Origin of the sequence: Arcicella sp. LKC2W (assembly GCF_034931005.1) — a bacterium.
Taxonomy (GTDB): Bacteria; Bacteroidota; Bacteroidia; order Cytophagales; family Spirosomataceae; genus Arcicella.
Genome location: NZ_JAYGIN010000035.1, coordinates 1 through 24,007, shown reverse-complemented (window position 1 = coordinate 24,007; position 24,007 = coordinate 1). Strand labels below are relative to the sequence as shown.

The following is a 24,007-nucleotide window of genomic DNA, read 5'->3' as shown; positions in this document are numbered from 1 at the left end:
ATTAGATATAATTAAAGTTTTAAATTAAAATGAGTATAGTATAAAATGAAGGGGTAGCTATTATCCCTTCTATTTTAATCAGAATGGGTTAAAATACGATAAAATTAATATCGTTAGTCACCTCTTATTTAAACAATCACAACTATTTAAAAAATGAAAAATAAAATCATTCAATTACTCTGGATAGCTTGTTGCATATCTTGCCAATCTACCACCGAACAAACTCCATTAGTTGCAAAATCAACTCCCTTTAAAGTAATAGTCAATCCACAAATAACTCACCAAAGCATTGCAGGTTTTGGCGGTGCTAATAGAATGTGGGGAACTCAATCATTAAAGCCTGCAGAGGCAACAAAAGCCTTTGGATTAGGAGACGATGAATTGGGATTAAGTATTTTTAGGGTAAGACTTTCCTCAAACAAAAAAGATTGGCCTATCATTATTGAAGCGGTGAAAGAAGCCAATAAAAATGGGGTGAAAGTTTTAGCGTCTCCTTGGTCGCCACCTGCAGCACTCAAAAGCAACAATAGTGATGTGAGAGGTTCTTTACTGCCTGAAAACTATAAAGCCTTTAAAGATTATATCAACGAATTTATTGCATATATGGCTCAAAATGGAGCTAAAATTGATGTAGTTTCCATCCAGAATGAACCTGATTGGAAACCAACGTATGAATCTTGTGATTATACTGCCGACGATTTTATCAATTTCTTGAAAGCTCCAGGGCAAATTGTAGGGGCTAAAGTTGCTGCTCCCGAATCGTTGAACTTTAATCAGAGTATGACAAATGCCATTTTATCGGATGATGTTGCAACCAAAAATATTGATATTATTGCAGGGCATATCTATGGCGGTGGCTTAGCTCCATTTCCGTTAGCCGTCCAAAAAAATAAAGAAGTTTGGATGACCGAATTTCTCTTGAATCTAAACACAGGAAATACTGGAGCTGCCGCATGGAGTACCTATTCTGAAGCAGCAAAATGGGCGGAGTCAATAAAAATGTTGGTTTCCATACACGATGCCATGTCAAACAATTGGAATGCTTACATCTGGTGGTATTTACAACGTTTTTACTCGTTTATTGGAGATGGAGAGCAAAACACTATCAATGGCTCTATTCTTAAACGTGGCTATGCTTTTTCTCATTTTTCAAAATTTATTAGACCAAATTTTGTGCGAATTGGCGTAGAAACACCAACTACTAATTATTTGAAAATTACGGCTTACAAAAAAGATAATCAAACTATCGTAGTTATCATCAATCCAGAATTATTCACAGTAAAAACAGTTCAGTTAAACGGATTAACGGCTAAATCTGCAACATCATACCAAACAACCGAAACAACTACTTTGGTAAAGACAACACTGGCAATTAATAACAACTTAGTAGAATTTGATATTCCACCAACAAGCGTAACAACAATTGTGGTCAATAATTAAATGGCTTTTACAAAACCCACTAATTAACATATCCCAACCCTAACAATTATGAACCAAACATCTCAAAAACTATCTGTTTTAGAAAAAATAGGTTATAGTCTTGGCGATTTAGCTGCCAATTTGATATTTCAAACATTAATGACTTTTTTGGCATATTTTTATACCGATGTCTATAAAATTCCCGCAGGAAAAGCCAGTTTAATCATCTTTACGGGTGGAATTATCGGAGCATTTTTCAATGTTTTGATGGGGATTATTGCTGATAGAACTTCTACCCGTTGGGGAAAATTCCGCCCTTGGTTACTTTGGACATCCATTCCTTTTGGCGTGATTTCCCTGTTGGCTTTTTCTACCCCCGATTTCAGTGAAACAGGAAAAGTTATTTATGCTTTAGTCACTTATTTATCATTGGTTTTGGTTTATTCAGCGAATAATCTGCCGTATTCTGCCCTAAGTGGTGTCATGACAGGCGATATGGCCGACCGAAATAGTTTATCTTCTTACCGTTTTGTTGCCGTGATGGTGGCTCAATTTATCATTCAATCTTTGCTTTTACCTTTGGCTCTTTCGTTAGGACATGGCGATAAAGCAGTTGGTTTTGAGAAAGTGATGTTCTTTTTTGCCATCGTTGGCGTTATTTGTTTTATCATTACTTTTCTAACCACCAAAGAACGTATCGTTCCGCCTGTTTCGGAGAAAAACAGTATTTCTCAAGACCTCTCAGACTTAGTAAAAAATCGTCCTTGGGTCATTATGCTTTTGCTTACCATCCTGGTTTTCATTACATTATCCTTGAAAGGCGGAATGTATATTTACTATTTCAAGTATTATTTGAATCCAGAAGCACAAGCCACATTTTTGGAAGGAATCGGTTTTAATCGCTTCATCGTTGGACTCAACGAAACCATTACAGGCTTAGGTTTAGGGAAATTTGAATGGCCAGAAGATGCTCCAACTTCCGCCAATAGTTTGTTTAATGCAGGCGGCATTATCTTCATGATTGTGGGCATTATGTTCTCCAAACCTTTAGCGGATAAATTCGGGAAACGTAACATTTTTGCGATTTTCTTAACGCTTTCGGCTTTGTGTTTAATCATGTTCAATTTCTACGATAAAGATTCCATTGGTATCGTTTTCATCACGCAAATTTTACACGGATTTACGTATGGCGTGACGATTCCGCTACTTTGGGCAATGATTGCCGATGTGGCTGATTATAGCGAATGGAAAAATAATCGTCGGGCAACTGCTATTATTTTCTCAGCAATGATTTTTGGATTAAAAGCAGGATTAAGCATTGGTGGAGCAATCGGAGCGGCTTTACTTTCCAATTATGGTTATGTGGCAGAACAAGCCAATCAAACCGTTGAAGCGGTTTCGGGAATCAAAATGGCGGTAAGTATTTATCCAGGAATCATTTTTATTTCAGGGGCAATTTTAGTGATTTGCTACGAAATTGACAAAGCGATGGAATTGAAACTTGAAAGAGAATTGAAAGAAAGAAGAGGGTAGGTGGGGAAGTTGAAAATATCTTATAAAACAGTGTATTTAGAAATTAATCATAAAAAAATGCCAGAAGCAAGCGTAGAACACATTGATTTTCAAGATTTAAACAGTCGAGCGATATCACAACCGCTCGTAAAACATATTTATACGGCTGACCCATCAGCTCATGTTTTTGATGGTAAAATTTATATTTATCCTTCGCATGATATTGAAGCAGGAATTCCTTTCGATGATTTAGGAAGCCATTTTGCGATGGAAGATTATCATGTTATTTCAATGGATTCTGTTGATAGTGAAGCAGTTGATAATGGGGTGGCTCTTCATGTAAGTGATGTTGCATGGGCTGAACGGCAAATGTGGGCACCCGATGCAGCCCAAAAAGACGGAAAATATTACTTGTATTTTCCTGCCAAAAAGGCTGATGATATTTTCCAAATTGGGGTAGCGGTGGGAGATTCTCCAGTTGGACCTTTCAAAGCAGAGCCTTTGGCAATTGAAGGGAGTTATTCGATTGACCCTGCGGTATTTGAGGATAAAGACGGTTCTTATTATATGTATTTTGGTGGACTTTGGGGCGGACAACTTCAGCGTTATCGGAATAATATTTATTCAGAAAATAATCAAGAACCTGAACCAAACCAATCAGCTCTTTGTCCCTTAGTGGCAAAATTGACAGATGATATGCTTCAATTTGCTGAAGAGCCAAAAGCAATTTTAATTTTGGACGAAAACGGCAATGAACTTTTAGCAGGAGATAACGACCGTCGTTTTTTTGAGGCTTCGTGGATGCACTTTTATGAAGGCAAATATTATTTCTCGTACTCGACGGGTGATACGCATTTTCTTTGCTACGCCACAGGCGATAATCCTTATGGGCCATTCACGTATCAAGGACGGATTATGAATCCCGTAGTTGGTTGGACGACGCATCATTCCATTTGTGAGGTATCAGGAAAATGGTATTTGTTCTATCACGATTCAAGTCTTTCAGAAGGGGTAACTCACTTGCGTAGCATCAAAGTAACTGAAATTCAATATGATGCCAATGGAAAAATACAGACTATTGAGCCGTATCGTTAGGTATTTAAGGTTGTCTTATAAACAATTTATAAAGGGCTTCATCAAATTTGGTGAAGCCCTTATTTTTATCAAATCCATCAATCTGCGGAAGTTTTACTCAACGTTACTTATTCAGAAGGAGAGACGTTGTACTTCGATTTAAAGGCTCTGGCAAAATAATTTGGATTTGAAAAACCTAAATGTTTTTTGTTTAGTCGATTATTTTGAAATTTTTAAATTGATTACCGCCTGATATGCTTTTTTAGGTTCCAATTCTCTGTCGAATAATAAAGGGTAATTCGTCCGATTTCTAATTGGAAAACCATTCAACCACGAATGACGGTCATCTACTCCCCAAAAAGTAACTCTACTTATTTTATCCCTATGTTTTAAGAAAAGTTTAAAAAGGTCAGCATAACGATTGGCTAAAGTTGTCTGCACAGAATCGGGCAAAGCATCTTTGTATGGATTCAATTCAGGTTTTTCGGCAAAACGTTGGTTAACATCTGCTCCACGTAAATCCCATGGGTTTGGCAATACCGTAAGGTCTAATTCCGTAAAAGCGACTTTGATACCCAACTGAGAAAACGCAATAATAGACTCTTCAATATCCTTCAGATTAAGACTATTGATACTCCAATGTCCTTGAATACCCACGCCATCTATTTTTGAACCACTTGCTTGTAGTTTCTTAATAATTTCAATCGCACCTTTGCGTTTTGCTGGTTGCTCAATGTTGTAATCATTATAATACAAAGCTGCCTTAGGGTCGGCTTTAGCTGCTAAATCGAAAGCCTCCTTAATATAACCTTCTCCTAACAAATTCAAAAAAACTGACTTTCTAAGCGTACCATCTTCATTTAATGCTTCGTTGACCACATCCCAACTATTCATTTTTCCAGCATATCGCCCCGCCACCGTATTAATGTGTTCGGTCATAAATATACGTAACGAATCAGGGCTTTTAATTTTACCTACAAAAGCAGGCAATTGCGAGTGCCAAACTAAAGTATGCCCAACCACATACATCTTATTTTTGTACCCATAATCAACATATTTATCGGCTATTTCAAAGTTATAAGACTTTTCAGAAGGATGAATTAACTGAGATTTCATAATATTCTCAGGGGTAATTGCATTAAACTCTCTTTTAATTAATAGGTTAGCTTTCTCATTTTTTTCAAGAATATGCTCAACTCCCAAAGCCGTGCCAATCAGAAAATCTTCTTGGTACACTGATTTCAGTGATTTGGGGCTTTGACTAAAAGAGGTGTTTAACGATAAAGCACAAAGAAGCAATGTGCTAAGAAATGGTTTGGTTGTTTTGTAATAATTCATTCTCATTTGTGATATAAAAATTCTAATTATGCGTTTTAAATATATTTTACAATTCACTGTTATATTTCTCTCATCATTTACCTAAGTCTTATTTTGAGAAGAAGGATTCTGTTTAGTTGTTGGTCGAAATAGGTTCATAATTTAGAAATAACTCACTGTAAATCAATTCATTAAACATACTCATAGATATAATATCTTTTATCCGACAAGTAAGTTCAGTGACGAATTAAGTATTACAAATTACGATTATCACAAACTTGATAATCGTAATTTGTCATTGTTTTTACTTATGTAAAGTAAATAGATATTAAAAATAAACAGTAGCACAAATCATCATATCTACGCATCAAATGTTTAAAAATCTTAATATTACAATTATGCCAATAACTTCAAATGAAAAGAAGTAACGGAACAAAATAATACCCGCTAAGTAATTAATTATTACAAAAGGCAGGCATTAACAAAGATGTGAGCGTACATAAATTAAGACATCTTATACTCGTATCATTACCAAAGGATTTGAGCAGATAAAAAGTCCTTTGGAGAAATTGGACATTTAGAGAAAAAATACTTAGTTTTAGAAATGTATCAGCTCCAAATGAAAATCGAAAACAGGTTCAGATAACTGTCATAAACTATAACAGATTAAACAGTGTCGTAAATCTGTTCAATCTGTGGTCTAAATTTGTCTGCGACAAATAGTTGATAATTCCGAAAATGTTCTAAAAAAAGGCTCTTTTTGAATTCCATATAGGGCAATATCTTCAAAATCATCTGCTCTGCATACGAAGGCACAGACTGATATTACTAAAATGTCTAATAAATTTGCTCAATTCGGCGACCCGATTTACGTCGATTTATACGAAAATCGGGTACGTCTTGAAAGAAGGTTTGCCAGTTCATCCAACAAAGTTCTTAATTTTATAAATAACTCGCATTTTTAAATGCGTTCAACCTGTTAGACAAAAGTAATATTAGAATAATATAATTATTTATCTATATTATTTCAATACCCTACATTTTCAATCAATTTTATAAAATAAGTAAGCAGAATACCTAAAAAATTCGGCAGAAATGAGACTATTTATTTTTGTAGAGTTGTTTTGAGACATGAAAAAAACGTTACTTTCATCCGAGACTATACTTTGATAAAACTAAACTGAACCATATAGAACAGATTTTTTCATTCTTTTAAAAGTTTCAAAGGTTTTAAATATTCCCACAAATCATCTAAACTACATACTTGCCAATGTGCATTGGCTCGATAACTTTTGGACGAAGGCGTTACAATAAAATTATGCTCTGTCCCCAAATCTTGAATAGCCTCCGTATTTCCTTTACTTGATGATGGGTTATTGGATAATTTAATTTCAAAAGAAGCAATCATTTCATTTCCTCTTAAAAGACATAAATCTATTTCCGCCCCATTTTGAGTACGGTAATAGTATGGTTGGATATTCCCCGATAAACGTCCAATAATTTGCTCTATCACGTATCCCTCCCACGAATGCCCTGCTATGACATTTGAAATTAACGAATCATAATCGGTTAGATTAACCAAATAATGTAACATTCCCGAATCTCTAAAATAGAGTTTTGGACTTTTTACTAACCTTTTTCCCACATTAACAAAATATGGAGCAAGTCTTCTTATCACAAAAGAATGTTCCAAATAATCAATATACCCTTGCAGCGTATTGCCAGATATTCCCATTGAATTACCCAAATTAGCATAATTCAAGGTTGAACCTTGTACTGTGGTGAGCATTCTCAATAATTTTTGTAAAACAATAGGAGAAGCTTTTAATCCTAATAATCGCAAATCACTTTCAACATACGTTTTCATAAAAGCCTCTTGCCAGTCGTACCATAGTGTTTCGTCTGGGGCTAATAATGCTTTGGGAAATCCACCTCGAAACCAATGGGATTCAAAGTCAATTTGTGCAACTTGAGCTTCGTCTCTTCTAATTGGGGTGAGTTCTCGATAAACAATTCGCCCTGCCAACGTCTCCGAACTTTGAGCAAGCAAAGCAGGTGAAGCTGAACCTAATAAAATGAATCTTCCACCTTCTGGATTTTGGTCAATCAATGACCTCAACAATGGAAATAACGATAACATCCTTTGTACTTCATCAATTACCACAATTTTATCAGCATGTTGTTCCAAAAACCACTGTGGGTCATTTTCCAAAAGGGTATAATCGTTCAGATTTTCCAAATCCAAATACAAAATGGACTTCGTGAATTGCTCAGAAAGAGACTTTACCAAAGTAGTTTTCCCAACTTGCCTTGGACCAACTAAACCCAATGCAGGAAAATAAGATAATAGTCTTGGAATTTCAGAAATCAAGGCTCTTTTTATCATTATTCAAGTAAATGTTAAATTTTAATTCAAATATACTTGAATAATTGTATTTATTCTTCACCAACCCAACAAAACTCAAAATAACACACGAATTACATTTTGCAATCGGGGGTGTATATCGAATGGGTTTTCTGAAGTTTATACCCTTTCTACAATAAAATCAGTTTGCACCTCTCGATTATAAAGACTCATGGTTTGACTCCGAAATAAACCCATGATAAAACCTTAGGCTGCTTTGTCGATGTAGAAGGAAACAATTAGGGTAATATTGTCTGAACTTAGCTGTATATACGTATCTCCCTTACGGATTGGGTTTGACTTAGTGATTTGTACAGATGAAAAGGTAAAATGTTGGATGGTTTTATAACTGTTAGGGACTTCGTACCCATGATTATGAAGAAAGAAGAAATACTTCAATATCTTTTCTGGCAATATTCTACAATACTCGAAACAAATCGATTAAAATATAATTTGATTAAAGTAACAATAATATAAAATCATGAAACACGATTTATGTGCGATTCTAAGTTTTAGATTTTGTTCAAGTTAGATTTTATAAAACCTCTGATTTTTATGGAACGCTTGAATCGGAAATTAGAGGTTTTGAAATAAGGCTAAAGGAGTTGGGAATAAATTTAAAATCGAAACTATATACTTATTAATGCAAAACCGCTGACGGGGTGAAAAACCGCCGTCAGGGTCTTCTTCCGTAACCCTGACGGCGGTTTTTCACCCCGTCAGCGGTTAATTTGGGTCAAATTTGCATTTGCATTTTTAAGTACATAATTCCGTTTAAAATTAACGGAATAGCTGAACCAAATTATAATCAGCAAAACCACAGTTAACCAATTCAACTAAAGTTTAGTTAATCAGGAAATTATATTTTCTGTGATTGATTGTCTTTTCAAACTTATAGATTGTTGTGTATGATTTTTTGAGAAAGTGTCAAAATGGTCGCTGTTTAGTCCTTACTTATTTTAGAGACAAGTCTGACAATAAGGTATCAGAAGTATAAACTATTTGTAGTTCCGTAAGGTATTTATCTTAAATCATAAGTTTCGCACTCAGCCACACTCAAATTTAGAACTCACTGATTAAGTGCCAGTGAGTTCTAAATCCCTTATAATCAAATTGTTAACTCGATGATAACCCATGAGTTTTATAAAAATTGTCTGCTTGAATTACGACCTCTATCATCTTAATCCATTAACAACATGATAAATCAAAAAAGACTTCAAGGTACTTTTAAACCAGAATCATTTAGCTAATATTCCCTTATATTAAACTTTACTCAAAATCCTAAGTTCAATTTACTGTTGGTTGAATTAAACTTTAACGTTCCTGTACCTCGGTATTCGATATTTTTAGCTGCACCATCACCATTCAAATTTACCGTATGGTTATGGTCAATAATCACTAAGTCTCCAATTTCAGGAACTCTTCCTATGTCCCAAGTTGAATTGATTTCCCAATTTCCGGATGAAACACTTATCACAACACTTGATACACTGTTTCCTTGAAATTCAAACGCCCCCATGTCAACTCTTCCTCCATTGAATCGTCTCAAATTACCGTCTAAATCCAAATCTGTCAGCGAAATACTACCGTTAATTCCTCTATCAATTGCCAATGAACTTGGTTTTAAGTGATAATCCCCCGCAAGATTTGGAGAAAGCCCTTCTGGTGTAGGTGATACAAACTGTGGGTCGTAATTTAAGTTTCCAACACCTGCATATCCACCTTGAACAATACTATAACTAATAATTGACTGGGTGTCGTTCAACGGTGTTGTATTACCCCAGAGAATTGAATTAGTGACCGTTGGTTGACTATTCGAATTGAAAATACCACCGTTATACCCGCCATTTCCTCCAAAAGTACAATTACTCAATATAGGATTTGAATAATTATTGTACAAAGTACCTATTCCTCGGTTGCCAGAAAATAATGAATTCTCAATTTCAGCCTTACTATTACTCTCTAAATAAATAGCCGAGCCAAAAGTACCCTGGTTACCCATAAATTTACAATTGATAATTTTGGGAGTTGATTCATTGGCATAAATTGCTCCTCCAGTTGTGGCAGCATTATTCGTGAAAGTACAGTTGATAATCAATGGATTTGCTCCACTTTTTAAGATAATTCCACCACCTCGTTCAATAGTTGTAGTGAGAGATGAGCTAATTAAAGAACTTGAACCCGACTTTTCTGTGTAAAAATTGGCAAAACCACCCGTAATTGTAAAACCATCAAATAAGGTATTTGCATTGCTTCCATCAAAAACTACAACATGATAACTATTGTCATTTTGAGCTTGTTGATTCCCAATTTCTCCACTCAAAACAGTAAGATTTGTTCTGAAATTACGAGCATTCAGTTCATTTTCCATTCCCGAAAACCCACCGTAAATCTTTACTTCTGAAGGTATGAAAAATGAGAGGTTTCGGGTTGTAGTTGTGGTGGGTTTATAAGTCCCTTTTGCCACCCATACTTCGGTCAATTCATTTTGAATACCTTGAGTGGCTTGTGCTAACCCTTGTTGAAGGTCGCCATAAGCCATTGCCCACGTTGTTCCATTTTGTGAGGGCAATGAAGCTTTTGTAATATCTACAAATATGCGATTCACTACCGTAATTGCTACATCATCACTCTTGTTAGAAATACAGGTAATATTATTCACCATCTGTTCACATTTTGCATAATATTTCGTCGTGATGCTTGGCGATACTGGCATCATTACCAAATTATTGGTAGTAGTTTCATACCATTTTACTGTAAATCCTTCTCCTATACAACCTGTTGCCCCTAAACTTATCGAATTTCCTTTGTAAATAGTTGCCCCTGTTACAGATGAAATAGAAGGATTTAACACGGCTAAAGTGACAAAATTGGATTTAGCACTGATTGCCGTAACGCCATTGAAAGTTTGTTCACATTTAGCAAAATAATCCGTCGAAACAGTTGGAGAAACAGGCATTGAAACCAAGCTACTATCAGCTTTTTGATACCATTTCAACGTAAAAACGCCCACTTCACCAGAACAACCTGTGGCAATTAGATTTACTCCTGTACCAACACAAATAGTTGCTCCTGTGGCAATAGGTGGCGTTGGTTTTAAAACCGTTATGGTAACATCATTACTTTTTTCACTGGTACAAGTAATGCCATTTGAGGTAATTTCGCACTTAGCATAATATTGAGTGGTTGCCGTTGGTGAAACAGGCATAGAAACCAAAATATTATCCGATTTTTGATACCATTTTATTATTCCTTCGCAACCTGTTGCCGTCAAAGAAACTCCACCGCCAAAGATAATTTGAGCGTCTGCTTGTGTGGTTGGAGTTACAGGCGTTGGATTCACAATTACAGAAGTCGTTGCCGTTGCAGTACAACCGTTTGAATTTGTTACGGTTACTTGATACGTTCCACTCGCTAAAGTCGTAGCTGATGAAATACTTGGATTTTGTAAAGTTGAACTAAAAGAATTCGCCCCAGTCCAAGCGTATGAAACACCACCATCTGATGATAAATTTAAACTTGTCCCTGCACAAATGGGTGAATTACTGCTTGCAGTTGCCGTTGGTAAAGCATTCACGGTAATTAAACCTGTACTTACTCTCTCACTTTCATTTTCTCCATCTTTACAAGTGGCAAAATAAGTGATGTTAGCAGTTGGTGACTGTAAAAGTGGTGTGTTTGTTCCGATGGCAGTACCTCCAGAACTTACATCGTACCAAGTCAATACTCCCGAATTGCAAACTCCTGATAATGAAACACTTGAGCCGTTGCAAATTGAAGTTAAATTGGCAGTAACATTCGTTGGAGGATTGGGTGTAATGACAACCGCATTTGCCCCGACTGAAAACAAAGCAAACGAAGGGATTCCTGTACTTTGAACAAAATTACTGGTAGCATCACTGGTCGATACCAAGGCTGTCCAATTTGTACCTGCATTTATACTTTTCCAAAGGGCTAAATTGTCCTCGGAATTTCCATTTAATTCAGCATCTAAATAGTTGAATTTTAAGGTTGCATTTAAATCTATATTATTGGTAGGCGTAATATCAAAACTGCGATTAATTCCATTCCCATTGAGTATGAAGGATGAATGAGCTCTTTTGATAATGGTACTTCCCAAATTGGCGGTTGAAGTAATAATTGCTCCCAAATTGGCAGGATTAGTAGCGTTTGGTGCATTCAGATTGACCGTAGTTTGTAAATATCCGCCCGTACCAAAAACACGATTAGTTTCTGTTTCGTTTTGCAGACTTCCCGTACTTCCAAAATTTATGTTACCGCTATTCAGCATTACACCTCCCGAAGTAAGCGTAAGGTTTCCCGTAACTGCCACATTCTGATTCAGTTGGGCATTATTACTGCTTTTATTGATAGTCAAATTATTGAAATTGGTCGTTCCTGTTCCTTCTATGGTAGTATTGGTATTACTCCCCATTATTTGAACCGTGCCTAATGTACCTGTAAAAGTACCATTATTGGTAAATTTGGTATTATTGAGCGTAATAATGGAACTTCCTTTAGTTGTAAACAAGCCACCTGCATTAACATAAAAAGTCCCTTGCGTTTGACCTTGTGCTTGTATGCTCTGATGGAAAAAACAAACGATTAGGAAAGTAAGTATTGTATATATTTTCATTGTGTGTTCATTTATCATTAATTGTATTGATAAAGTTTAATGCCTTCTAAAAGCAACACTTCGCATCATCCTTGTATGAATTTTCAAAATAATTTTACCTTCCGTTGTTGTCAGTGTCTCCACTGATAATCGGAGTCCATTTGTTAGTGGAGACACTGACAACAACAGGGGAATCAGACATAAACTGTTCTTCCAATTGTTGGTGAAAACACCATAGCCGTTAGGTTAATAACATCGGAGATGTTTAACCTTTGTAGGAAATATTGATTATCAGATGTTTAGGCTTCGGAGAAGCCCAACCTTAAAATTAATATTAGGCTTCCCCGAAGCCTTGTAACTCACTGATAATCAGCCACTAAAAGATTATACTTCTCCGAAGCAAACTCTTAACCTGACGGCTATGGTGAAAACACCAACAAAGTCGGGAAACTGTTCTTCCAATTGTTGGACTATGCGTCTCAGTAAAAAACACCAACAAAGGCGGGATTTTTTTATGTAAACTTTTTACTTGTTTGTAGGAATGGTAGTACTACTAAACTACAACTTTACAATCATCAACTGGCAACTACCATCTGTTTTTAATGCTGTACCTGCTGTAGAACTATTTGAGGTCAATCCTTTAATTCTTATGGTTTGACCTGCGGTAAGAAAATACATTCCTGATGTATATCCTTTTCCTTTTACTCCGGCAGGATAGTTTACATTGTTGGCTGATACAAAAATAGTATGGAACGAATTGACTGCTGAATTATCACCATTGTCTATAGATACAAATAAGTTCTGATTAGTGGTCGATGTTACCGGAGAATTATCTACACAACGGGTAACTGCCTGCACAAAATACAGTCCTGATTGCACTACAGTAAAAACACCATTGTTATCATAAGTACCTATTGCTGGAACAGTGGTAGTTGCATTATTATAAGTAACCAAATCGCCAGTATTAGTGCTATTAGACAATGGTAAAATTTGTGAACCACTCGTTTTGGTGGCTTGCAAGGCTAAAGTTGCACCTGTTGTACCTGCCCAACTTAAATTAGTACCGTCTGTGGTTAAAACTCTGCCAGCATTGCCTGTTTGTGCTGGTAAACTTGTGCCGCTTGATGGCGTTACCCATTGCGTATTAAAGTTAGTGCCATCAATTTTAGCTAAAACTTGACCTGCCGTCCCACCCGTTGGTACACCTTGACCGTTTGTACCATTGGCACCCGTTGCACCAGGAACACCTGTTTGCCCTTGAGGACCCGTTGCTCCTGTTGCACCCGTTAAGCCAATTGGCCCTTGAGGACCTGTTACTCCCTGTGGGCCAGTTGCTCCCAATTGCGTCCAATATGTTCCGTTATAAAAGTAAAAACCTGCCGTTGCATCCGATTGATAAACCAAAAGTCATGTTGCGGGGGAACTTATCAAACCTCTTTGCGAGGCAGTCATACGAGGAACAAGCATTCCTTACGTTGTTGAAACCACATCCAATGCCGCCGAAGCGTGGGGCGTAGTGGTGTTTATTCCTACATTATTAGTTTCTACGCTTTGAGAAAAACCATAAGTTGAAATAAATAAGTAGCAGATTAAACTGAAGAATAATTTATTCATGATGATATGTTAGTGATATAATAAACGTTAAAATTATAGATTAATGACTGGTTACTTATCAAGGGACAACCCCTGTTTTTTAAATTTTTCATCTAAAAAATGCACATTTGAGCTATTGTAAGGGCAAATTTTAAACGCATTGAGTATCCCAAAATATGTACGATATTTTGAGGCATACGGATTGAATTTATAACTAAATTTTGCATTCATGATTAAAAAAATGCTTTTTGAATAAACAACGTAGTTAATAATGGAGTGTGGTTGAAATGATAAATTGTATCTATTTTGTTGAACATTATAGTATTCTTCCATCATGTTTAAACTCTTCATTCTATTGTAAAGAGGCTGAAATAAGTGTTTTGTTTCGACCCTCTTCTAACACATTGAAAAGTTATTTGAGGTGATTCAAAAAATAAAAAGTCGTGTTGAAGCTCTCTCATTTCTATAATTTTCACCAATAATCCAGCTATTTCCAGACAATTGTCTGGAAACTCTTTGAATTTTAATTTGAAAAAATAATTTCAGTTTCATCTCAAAATTCTAATGTATATGTTTTGTAACAAATAGTTAGCACAATTTTTGCTGTAAAAATAAGTTCACGATCTTAGGGATAATTTATTCAACTTAATACTATCCTGACTTAATTTGGAGATTTTTATTACCCTAAAATAATAGTGGTCACATTGAAAAAGTAATCCTTTGGCATTAGCTGATTCAACAAATTTTTAACGATTCAGATAGCTAAAAATATCAGTGACTTTCTTGAAATAATAGGTCTAAGTAAATAATTCTTCAAAGATTTAAAACAAAATAATTTTATAGTCAAATGAACAAAACAATTAAGAAAATGACATTGGTAGTGATGTCATTAATCGGATTAAGTACTTATTCAGGTCTTGCACAAGACACAAAAAATGACAACCATACAGTAGCCATCACCATTCCAGAAGTAGCTATTTTAGATTTGGAGTTATCAAGTAGTAAAAATATTGCTGCATCTTTTATAGCACCTACCGAAGCTGGAAATCCAATTACTGTACCTGCAAATAATACCAGTCTTTGGTTGAATTATTCCTCAATCGTTGAACCTACGGGTGCTGATGCTACTCGCAAGGTTTCTGTGAAAACAAGTGCGACTATCCCTGGTATTGACATTAAAGTTACGGCAGCAACTGATGCTGGAGCTGGAGCTGGCACGAAAGGTGTACCTGTTGCAGCAGGGGTAATATTAACTACTGCTGACCAAGATTTAATAACTGGCGTTGGTAGTTGTTGGACTGATACTGGAACCAGCAAAGGGCATCAGCTTACTTATGAGTTTGGTTTAACATCAGCCGCAACTTATAGCAATCTTGCGAGTGGAACAACCACAGTGACAGTAACTTATACTTTGTCTGCTAATTAATAGTATTTTCCAACGCCACTTTAATAATAATGTTAGGGTGGTGTTGGAAAACAAGAAGATTTTAGTCTAAAATAATTTGCTTCCTCAATCAAGAATTCATTATGAAGTTCAAGTTTAATATTTCACTATTCATTTTGTGTGTGTTTTTTCAATTAAAAACACTTGCGGGTATCGTAATTCTCAATGGATTAAGCCATATTCATGAAACAAATACTGGAAGCGTGATTACAGGTAAAATTCGTGTACAGAATAATGGAACAACCGAAAGCAAAATTTTGATTTACAGCGAAGATTTAATTCTGTCATGTGATAAACAATCTGACTATAAAAATATTAATAGTCACGAACGCTCGTCGGGAGGTTGGACAAAATTGAATATCGAAGAAAAGACACTACAAGAAAACGAGATTTATGATATTTGGTACACCATTAATGTCCCAGAAAACGTAAAAGGTTCGTATTGGTCAGTCATTATGATTGAAGGCTCGAAGCCCGTCAAAGAAGAAATTAACAATGGAATCAAAATTGATTCGAAAGTTAGATATGCCGTTCAAGTAATTACCAATGTAGGTATTCCAGAAAGTCCAAAATTAACATTTGAGGATACAAAACTCACTGTAGTTGACAGTGTACAGGTACTAAATATAAAGCTAAAAAACAGCGATATATTTTTGTCTAAAACTAAAATCAACATCGAAATATTTGATAATAATGGCAAACAAATAAAAAACTTCGAAACAATTCAAAAGAAAATTTATCCCGATAAATGTGCTGTTTTTGAAGTAAAATTACTTGACTTACCCATCGGAAAATACACAGGAATAATTATGGCTGATAATGGTAAAGATTTATTTGGTTCAAATTTGTCGTTGGATATCCATTAATTTTTTGATGAATTTACCTCAAACAACTATTGGCTGATAATTAAAGTCATTTCAAGTAAATTATATTCAGTAGTAAAATAGATTTTTTGTAAAATGACCCATTTTGGCAGAATGTTTGAAAGCGTAAAATTATCTATTTATAAATACCAATTGAATGTCCTCAATTTTAGTAAAATATATACCACAGTGGCTCATCATAACTTTAATCTTTTCTTTTTCGAATAGTTTATACAGTCAGAATAATGTTACCTTGAATCTATTAAACTCACTTCAAAAAGTTGCTCCAGGTGGGCATTTTACTATGTTTTTTGAAGTAAGAGGTATTAATGAGGAATTAACTCAACAAGACATTTTGATAGAATTACCAGAAAAATGGCAGGTAATTTTGACAAATAAAATCGCAAAAAATAAATTTCACACCACCATTACTTCTCCTTTAACCTCCAAATCGGGGTTATACCCTATCAAAATCAATATAATAACTTCTAAGGGTATTCAATTATTAAAGAGTATTCCCGTAGAAATTACCAGTGTCAGAAAAATTGACATTTATCCATTATCAAATCCAGAATACGTTAAAGAAGGCGATAGTTTACATCTTGATTATCTTATTCAAAATGTCGGTAATGTTTTGGAAAAAGTAAAAATTTCCACCTCCAATGGGAAAATTTCTTCAAAAGATAATTCTTTTGTCATCGAGCCAAGCAAAAATATTCAAGTGCGAGTTAGTAAGAAAGTCCCACAGACGGAAGATAACTATTGGATACTTTCCAATGATTTATTTGTCCTGCTCAAAGACTCTATCAATCCAATTGCCAACTATTCGAGTGTTCCAGTTTATGCCACTAAAAACAAAAAAAATGACCTCTACTTACGCTTTCCTTTAGAAATAGGCGGACAATACAGTATTTATAATACATCACGAGCTAATAATTCAGGCTTTCAATTTCATGCACACGGGAATGGCTTTCTTGATTTTGAACGTAAACACCAATTAGATTTTACGGTCAATGGGCCTAATCAAATAGGTTTACCAACCATTGGGAGTTACGACCAGTATTCGTTAAACTATACCTTTAAAAATAAACTTTCGATTTCTATCGGAGATTATATGCTTTCTTATAATAATTTGATGGAGTTTGGACGATTCGGAAGGGGTGTGAATATTGACTATAAATTTAAAAAAATAGGCATCAATACATTTTACTTAAATCCTCGATTTTATCCAAATCAGCGAGAAACATACGGGGCAAAGGTTTACTTAACCGCCAATAATCATTCAATTTTATCTTTAAATTTTCTTTCCAAAAAGCTCAATATCAATGAACAGTGGCTTAACGCCTCTTTCTTAGGGTTATCAGGAAAATATACGTTAGAAAAACTTCATCTCAATACCGAAATTGCCGTAAACCGTGTTCATAATAAAACTGATTTTGGGTTTTTCAATAAACTGTATTTTCATTATAAAAATTTTCAATTCCAGAACGATTTGATTTATGCAGGCAAAGGTTTTCAAGGGTTTTATCGAAACAGTTGGCAAGTAGTCAATTCAATGAATTATTACCTTTCAAAAAAACTAAGCCTTAATCTTCAAAGTAATTTCACGAGGGTTAATCCCAATTTTGATAGCTATATTCAAAATACTTCGCCGTATTATTCCAACAATAATATCGTTTTAAATTATGATTTTACACCCAATAAAAGGCTAATGTTGGGTTATAATATTGAATCAAATGAAGATAAAAGCATTGTAAAGCAATTCAACTATCACGAAAAATATGGCAGATTAGCTTTTTTGATGAATTCCGAAAAGGTTCAACTTTGGTATGAAAATAGGTACGGTTGGGCAAAAAATGAGTTGACAAGTATTGATGCAACTTCGACCAGAAGTATAAGGGCTATGATTCAACCCAATTTTAGAATATACAATAATTTTTGGTTAGGCTCATTTTTTGAATATCAAAATACTGCGAAATTTTCTGTCAATAATCAAACTACCAATTATTATTTTTACGGAATTAATAGTAGAGTGTCCGTAAATGATAAGTTCAATTTCACCTTTGCTTATCGGAATAATTACGCTCCTGATGAATTGGTTCAAAGACGAAATTTCTTGGATTTGACCACCGAATTGAATCTTAAACATCATAAATTTAGTTTAGTGGCAGGTCATGCCTATATTCCAAATTATACCCTTGTGAACGAAAACACTTTATATATAATGGTAAAATATTCTTTAAAGTTGAATATGCCACTTTCAAAAAATAAAAAAGTGGGTGCAATAGCTGGTAAAATTACAAGTGATAATAATTTGAACAAATCAGGCATATTATTGAGTTTGGGGGATAAAAAATTCTTAACAGATGCCAATGGAGCATTTTATTTCAATGAATTATTACCCAATAAATATTTAATTATGGTGGATAAAACTACCTTAGAAAAAGGGACAATTTCGTCTGTAAAAACCCCACTTGAGGTAGAAGTTGAAGCCCAAAATACTAAAAATGTCTTTATTCCCATTGTAAAAGCTGGTAGTGTAAAAGGTAAAATTGGATATTCTGCTGAGGTAAACAATAATCACGGCAAAACACCACCACCAGTTATTTACGTAAAGTTATTTAACGACCATGAATATTTTACGACCAAAGTAAATGATAAAGGAATGTTTGCTTTTCAAGAAATGAAACCTGGTTTATGGCAAATTCAAGCTATAATTTATGGAAATTCAAACTCTTATACGATAAATAAGTCCATTCAGAGCCTTGAAATTAAAGAAAGGGAAAACACAAATATTATTTTTAATGTCAATTCAAAAGAAAGAAAAATTCATTTTTCTGATAAAAACTTTCACGTAAGTAACTAAATGAGAATGAAAATTTATTTTCTGGTTTTGGTCTGGTTTGGAATTTCCCTCCCAATGGTTGGTCAGACAACAGGTAATGCGTCGGCTACTATAAATTTGTCTTCAGTGGCACTTTTAGATATCGAACCATCTGGTACAGTCTCTTTAAACTTTACTGCACCTACTGAAGCAGGAGCAGTATTAGGGAGCAGTTCAACTAATTCTACCAAATGGATAAACATTACTTCTGCCGTTACAACTGGACTAACTCGCCGAGTGACTGCTCAAATTTCAGGAGGGACATTACCCAATGGAATAAGATTAAAATTAAGCGTTGCTAATCCTGTGGGCGGTGCAGGTGCGAGAGGGACACCTGTTACGGTAACTTATTTGACAACTATTGCACAAACAATCATCAATAGCATTGGAGGTGCTTACACAAACACAGGTTCTGGTTCGGGGTTTAATTTAACTTATGCTTTAGATATTCAAACTTATAGTGTTATAAATAGTGGAACATCCCCATTTTCAGTGCTTTATACATTAGTTGATAATTAAAACAGCACAATACAATTGCCAAAATTTAATGAAAAGAAACTTACAAATATTGGTTATTTTATTATTCGTTAGTCTTGAAGGGATAGGACAAAGTATAACAGTCTCAGGCGGGACTTGGACACCACTTGTGACTTCAATTATGGAGGCTGGAAATGACTATACCTCAAGTACTGCTCAAAGTTCTACCAGTCAAACAAATATAAGTGTCTCTGTACCAGATGCTTTCATTGGTCTATTGGGTAATAGTTATTCAGTCAATATCAAACGTATAGATAGTGGTACAAACTGGGATGGTGCTGGCATACAAATTTGGGCAAAACGTATAGGAGATGGTACTGGTGGGGGAAGTTTTTTATTAGTTAGAAGTAGTATAACAGGTGGAAATGTTACTTTTCAACAAATAACGACTACCAATTTATATTTTTTTGAAGGGATTAATTTTGGGACAACACCACGTTCAAATATTACCATTCAATATGAAATTAGAGGCATTTCTGTATTAGTGCCCGTCAATAATTACACTACAACGATTGTGTACACTTTGATTGATTAACAAATTGCAGTTAGGGTCTTGAATTAGGAGGAAATGTAGCCCCATTTATGAGAATAAGTGCCTCTATAATTCTTAGATTAATCATCAAATGTCCAATTTAGCCATTGCAACTCCCAAAATTATAGGAGTGACTGTGCATTCAAAACGTATGAAGCATGGAACAATAATCGTTGATTTAGAGCAGAAGTATTGGAAAGCATTATTGAACAAGACAAAAACCTTAAAGAAAAGTTTGAAAAATTGATACTTGGTAAAAACGAAACGTAATTCATCAAATGAACAAAATAAAAAATATTGACTTGCAAATTAAAAAGACAATTGAATTAATTAACAACGCTGACAAATCAAGACCAAAAAGAGAACTTTAAAAAGCAACGAACCTCTAATAACTAAGGATTCGTATTGCATTTCCACCTTACTTTTGAGTATTACTTTTATCAAATAAGTTTATGACTCCATTTTCTTCCCTTTTTTGAATGTGGCTCCAAACATTCTAAGTTAGCTCTAATTGAACAGTCATAGTCATTTAAAGCATCCAAGACTTTCCTAAAACTACCATCTTTTGCCCATTTAGAATAATGGTAATAGATATTATTCCAAGTTCCTGATTCCTTATCAAGTTGTAATGTTCTCCAAGCACAGTTATTTTTTAATACATGAATAATCGTATTAAAAATAAATAGATTACTCACTTTTTGACGACTATTGGAAGTTTTATGTGTGAGCTTTGGAAGAATAAATGTTTCAAAGTCTAATTCTGAAATATAGATAGGTAGTGTCTCCATTGAATCTAAATATTTATACTTTTTAAAATGACTTTTAAATGAATTAACAATGTATTCGAATACTTTTCTACCTTTATTTTAACAATTGATTTGAGTTACTCTGGTATATTTATTTTGTTATACTTTAGACTCGTCAGTTTTCACATAAGGAGTGAATATGTAATCATTTATATCATATTTCGTATTTGCTAAAACTAATAATATTGAAGTGTCCTCAAACATATCCATTACGTGCCAATCCTCAGGCTCCAACAATAAACACTTATCGCAAGAGTCCAACAAATAATATTCTTGGGTCTTATTATTGTCAACATATACTCTACAAGTCCCAGCAATTGAAATTAATGCTTGCCAAGTAGCGTGATGACGATGTCCACCTCTCTGATGTCCTTCACTACCTCTAATATAAAAAACTCGCTTAACTTCATCTGGTAAGATGTTCTCAATCATTGTCAAATCCCCTATACCAGATTGAATTGTATTCAATGTAAATAAAGTTGCCATTATTAATATTCTGTTAAATAATCTTCTGTATTTCCACCTTTATAAGACTAATCCTTAATTAAATTATTTATTCCATCCTCCCCCCAAAGATTTGTACAATCCTATCACTGCATTGTACTGACGTTTTTTGAGATTAATTAATTCTATCTGAGATTGTAAGGCATTCTTTTGGGCGGTGATTACCTCTAAATATGTTGCCCTTCCCGACCGAAATAGCTCCGCCGAGTTGTTGATGGATAGTCTTAATACATCCACTTCTTGTACTTTCAAATCGTACATTTCGTTGGTGTTTTGTATTAAATTCAATTGGTTATAAACCTCTGTAAAACTGTTAACGACCGTTTTTTGGTAGTTGAGATAAGCCATTTTTTGGTCGGATTTTGATGCCATCAAATCCGCAATTATTTGTCTTCTGTTGGCTAAAGGTGCCGTTAAGCCACCAAAGGTATTCATCGCCAATGAGGCAGGATTTAACCACAAAAGTGCTTTAAATGACTGCAAACCAAGCCCACCTGTGAGATTTAATGATGGGTAAAACGCTGCTTTTGCCGTGAATAAATTGGCATTGGTGGCTAAAAGTTCGTATTCTGCCTGTTTGATGTCGGGGCGGTTTTCGAGCAAACGAGAAGGAATGCCTACCGTTAATTTCGGAGGAATTACTTTGGCCCATGCGACTTTCTGCCGAATAATGGCTTGCGGATAGCGTCCTACTAAGAAATTCAATTTGCTTTCGGCTTCTACAATTTCCTGTTTTACCTCTATTTTAAGGGCTTTTGAACTCAATAATTGGGCATTTAATAAGTCAACGCCTAATTGATTGGCTTGCCCTGCTTGTTTCAAAACACGAGTAATTTCAACGGCTCTTTCCTGTAAAATGATGTTTTCTTCGAGGAAATCTAACTCATTGTCTAAGATTAATAATTCATAATACGCCGAGGCAATCAGAGCCACCAATTCGCTGACTACTAAATTCTTACCCGATTGGCTGGCTAATAACTTTGCCGCCGCCGATGCTTTCTGACTTTTGAGTTTACCCCAAATGTCTATCTCCCAAGATGATTGAACGCCTAAATAATAATCGGGAATTATGGGGTCTGGAATTTGTTGCTTTTCGTTAATATTGGTTGAAAACTGGGTGTCATAATTTCCTACACCATCAACGGTATAATTCCCAAATTTCCGCTGTCCAATCGTAACGTTAGCGGCTAAATCTGGCTTGCCTAAACCTTGCGTAAATCGAACGCCTGCCCGAGCAATCTCAATTTTTTGCAAGGTCATTTGCAGGTCAAAATTATTGGTAAAAGCGGTATCAATCAGAGCCACTAAGGTTGAATCCGAAAAGAAGGATTTTATCGTTGGTAAGTCTATCGCTGATGAGTCTTGCTTGGCAATAAACTTTTGGGGCATAGCCAATAATGGACGATTTTGGGGTATTTCTTGCTTGATTTTACACGCTCCCAAAAGCATTATTATGACTACGAAATAAATGCTTTTATATTTATACATACGCTTCTTCAATAGTTTTAGTAGTTTTTTTCTTTCGTTTTCCTTTGCCCATTCCTGCAAAAATCACGTACAATCCTGGGATAACAATTACGCCAAATATTGTCCCGAATAACATCCCTCCTGCCGCTGCCGTTCCGATAGTTTTGTTCCCAATGGCTCCTGCTCCCGAGGCAAACATCAGCGGTACTAAACCTGCAATAAAGGCAAATGAGGTCATTAAAATGGGTCGGAAACGGGCTACTGCTCCACCTACGGCGGCTTTGAGTAATGTTTTGCCTTGTTTTTGTTGCAAAACGGCAAATTCTACAATCAAAATGGCATTTTTACCCAATAGTCCAATCAACATGACCATGGCCACTTGAGCATAAATGTTGTTTTCTAATCCGAATAAATACAAGAAAAACAAAGAGCCGAAAATCCCGACGGGCAAGGATAAAATGACGGGAAGTGGCAACAAGAAACTTTCGTATTGAGCTGAAAGTAAAAGGTAAACGAATATTAAACAGATGATAAAAACGCCAATTACTTGATTCCCAGAAAGGACTTCTTCCCGAGTCATGCCCGACCATTCGTAGGCGTATCCACGGGGTAATTCTGTTTTGGCGACTTCTTCAATGGCTCGGATGGCATCTCCAGAACTGTATCCTTTGGCGGCTTCTCCGTTGAGCATGGCAGACACGTACATATTATAGCGAGTCAATTGTTCGGGCCCATACACTCGTTCAATTCTGCTAAAAATGGCGTAAGGCACCATTTCACCGTTTTTATTCTTGATTCGCAACTTCATAATATCTTCGGGCAAAGCACGGTATTTGGGGTCTGCCTGAATCATTACTTTGTACATTTGACCATACAAAATGAAGTTTGTGGCGTAAAAACTACCAATCAAGGACTGCAAATTACTCATCGCTGCATCTACCGAAATCCCTTTTTTCGCTGCCATGTCTTGGTCAACGTGAATCATGTATTGTGGGAAATTGGGGTTAAAACTGGAAAATGCTTCTTTGATTTCGGG

The 24,007-nt window shown here is 35.2% G+C and carries 17 protein-coding genes and 1 pseudogene; 8 read left to right on the top strand and 10 right to left on the bottom strand.

Going from position 1 to position 24,007, the window contains the following annotated elements:
• Nucleotides 1–153: 153 nt before the first annotated feature.
• The 3 genes from VB796_RS22140 to VB796_RS22130 are packed head-to-tail and all read left to right on the top strand — an operon-like array spanning nucleotide 154 to nucleotide 4,026.
• Nucleotides 154–1,440, top strand: a complete 1,287-nt coding sequence (locus VB796_RS22140; RefSeq protein ID WP_323348777.1) for a hypothetical protein — start codon at nucleotides 154–156, stop codon at nucleotides 1,438–1,440.
• A 48-nt stretch (nucleotides 1,441–1,488) separates the two neighbouring features.
• The gene (locus VB796_RS22135) at nucleotides 1,489–2,952 is read left to right on the top strand and encodes an MFS transporter (RefSeq protein WP_323348776.1); all 1,464 of its coding nucleotides are present in this window, start codon (nucleotides 1,489–1,491) and stop codon (nucleotides 2,950–2,952) included.
• Nucleotides 2,953–3,009: 57 nt separating this feature from the next.
• A complete protein-coding gene (locus VB796_RS22130) occupies nucleotides 3,010–4,026 on the top strand; it encodes a glycoside hydrolase family 43 protein (protein ID WP_323348775.1) in 1,017 nt (338 codons plus the stop codon).
• Nucleotides 4,027–4,133: 107 nt separating this feature from the next.
• Here the strand turns inward: VB796_RS22130 and VB796_RS23815 are convergent.
• The 6 genes and pseudogenes from VB796_RS23815 to VB796_RS22105 form a co-directional block, all read right to left on the bottom strand.
• Nucleotides 4,134–4,202 (bottom strand): annotated as a pseudogene (locus VB796_RS23815) (AraC family transcriptional regulator); the annotation flags it as partial.
• A 22-nt stretch (nucleotides 4,203–4,224) separates the two neighbouring features.
• On the bottom strand, nucleotides 4,225–5,343 hold the full coding sequence (locus tag VB796_RS22125; RefSeq protein WP_323348774.1) for an endo-1,4-beta-xylanase: 1,119 nt from the start codon (nucleotides 5,341–5,343) through the stop codon (nucleotides 4,225–4,227).
• A gap of 1,183 nt (nucleotides 5,344–6,526) precedes the next feature.
• Nucleotides 6,527–7,708, bottom strand: a complete 1,182-nt coding sequence (locus VB796_RS22120) for an ATP-binding protein (RefSeq protein ID WP_323348773.1) — start codon at nucleotides 7,706–7,708, stop codon at nucleotides 6,527–6,529.
• Between the two features lie 1,291 nt (nucleotides 7,709–8,999).
• Nucleotides 9,000–12,362, bottom strand: a complete 3,363-nt coding sequence (locus tag VB796_RS22115; protein ID WP_323348772.1) for a right-handed parallel beta-helix repeat-containing protein — start codon at nucleotides 12,360–12,362, stop codon at nucleotides 9,000–9,002.
• A gap of 537 nt (nucleotides 12,363–12,899) precedes the next feature.
• Nucleotides 12,900–13,745 carry a collagen-like protein gene (locus VB796_RS22110; RefSeq protein ID WP_323348771.1) on the bottom strand — a complete coding sequence of 282 codons (846 nt, stop codon included), beginning with the start codon at nucleotides 13,743–13,745 and terminating at the stop codon, nucleotides 12,900–12,902.
• Nucleotides 13,746–13,811: 66 nt separating this feature from the next.
• Complete coding sequence (locus tag VB796_RS22105) at nucleotides 13,812–13,955, bottom strand: hypothetical protein (protein ID WP_323348770.1); 144 nt, start codon at nucleotides 13,953–13,955, stop codon at nucleotides 13,812–13,814.
• 826 nt (nucleotides 13,956–14,781) lie between these two features.
• On the opposite strand from VB796_RS22105, the gene VB796_RS22100 reads away from it, so the two are divergent.
• The 5 genes from VB796_RS22100 (at nucleotide 14,782) to VB796_RS22080 (ending at nucleotide 20,197) form a co-directional block, all read left to right on the top strand.
• A complete protein-coding gene (locus VB796_RS22100) occupies nucleotides 14,782–15,360 on the top strand; it encodes a hypothetical protein (RefSeq protein WP_323348769.1) in 579 nt (192 codons plus the stop codon).
• Between the two features lie 101 nt (nucleotides 15,361–15,461).
• Nucleotides 15,462–16,244 carry a hypothetical protein gene (locus tag VB796_RS22095; protein WP_323348768.1) on the top strand — a complete coding sequence of 261 codons (783 nt, stop codon included), beginning with the start codon at nucleotides 15,462–15,464 and terminating at the stop codon, nucleotides 16,242–16,244.
• Nucleotides 16,245–16,494: 250 nt separating this feature from the next.
• Nucleotides 16,495–19,107, top strand: a complete 2,613-nt coding sequence (locus VB796_RS22090; protein ID WP_323348767.1) for a hypothetical protein — start codon at nucleotides 16,495–16,497, stop codon at nucleotides 19,105–19,107.
• Between the two features lie 6 nt (nucleotides 19,108–19,113).
• Nucleotides 19,114–19,644, top strand: coding sequence for a hypothetical protein (locus VB796_RS22085; protein WP_323348766.1), 531 nt, complete (start codon nucleotides 19,114–19,116; stop codon nucleotides 19,642–19,644).
• 28 nt (nucleotides 19,645–19,672) lie between these two features.
• Complete coding sequence (locus tag VB796_RS22080) at nucleotides 19,673–20,197, top strand: hypothetical protein (RefSeq protein ID WP_323348765.1); 525 nt, start codon at nucleotides 19,673–19,675, stop codon at nucleotides 20,195–20,197.
• A 437-nt stretch (nucleotides 20,198–20,634) separates the two neighbouring features.
• Here the strand turns inward: VB796_RS22080 and VB796_RS22075 are convergent, their stop codons facing one another.
• The 4 genes from VB796_RS22075 to VB796_RS22060 all read right to left on the bottom strand — a co-directional run.
• Complete coding sequence (locus VB796_RS22075; RefSeq protein ID WP_323348764.1) at nucleotides 20,635–20,982, bottom strand: transposase; 348 nt, start codon at nucleotides 20,980–20,982, stop codon at nucleotides 20,635–20,637.
• 117 nt (nucleotides 20,983–21,099) lie between these two features.
• The gene (locus VB796_RS22070) at nucleotides 21,100–21,486 is read right to left on the bottom strand and encodes an FdtA/QdtA family cupin domain-containing protein (RefSeq protein ID WP_323348763.1); all 387 of its coding nucleotides are present in this window, start codon (nucleotides 21,484–21,486) and stop codon (nucleotides 21,100–21,102) included.
• Nucleotides 21,487–21,549: 63 nt separating this feature from the next.
• A complete protein-coding gene (locus VB796_RS22065; RefSeq protein ID WP_323348762.1) occupies nucleotides 21,550–22,992 on the bottom strand; it encodes a TolC family protein in 1,443 nt (480 codons plus the stop codon).
• Nucleotides 22,985–24,007: efflux RND transporter permease subunit (locus VB796_RS22060; RefSeq protein WP_323347660.1), on the bottom strand; the 1,023-nt coding region annotated here is incomplete at its 5' end. The genes VB796_RS22060 and VB796_RS22065, both read right to left, overlap by 8 nt.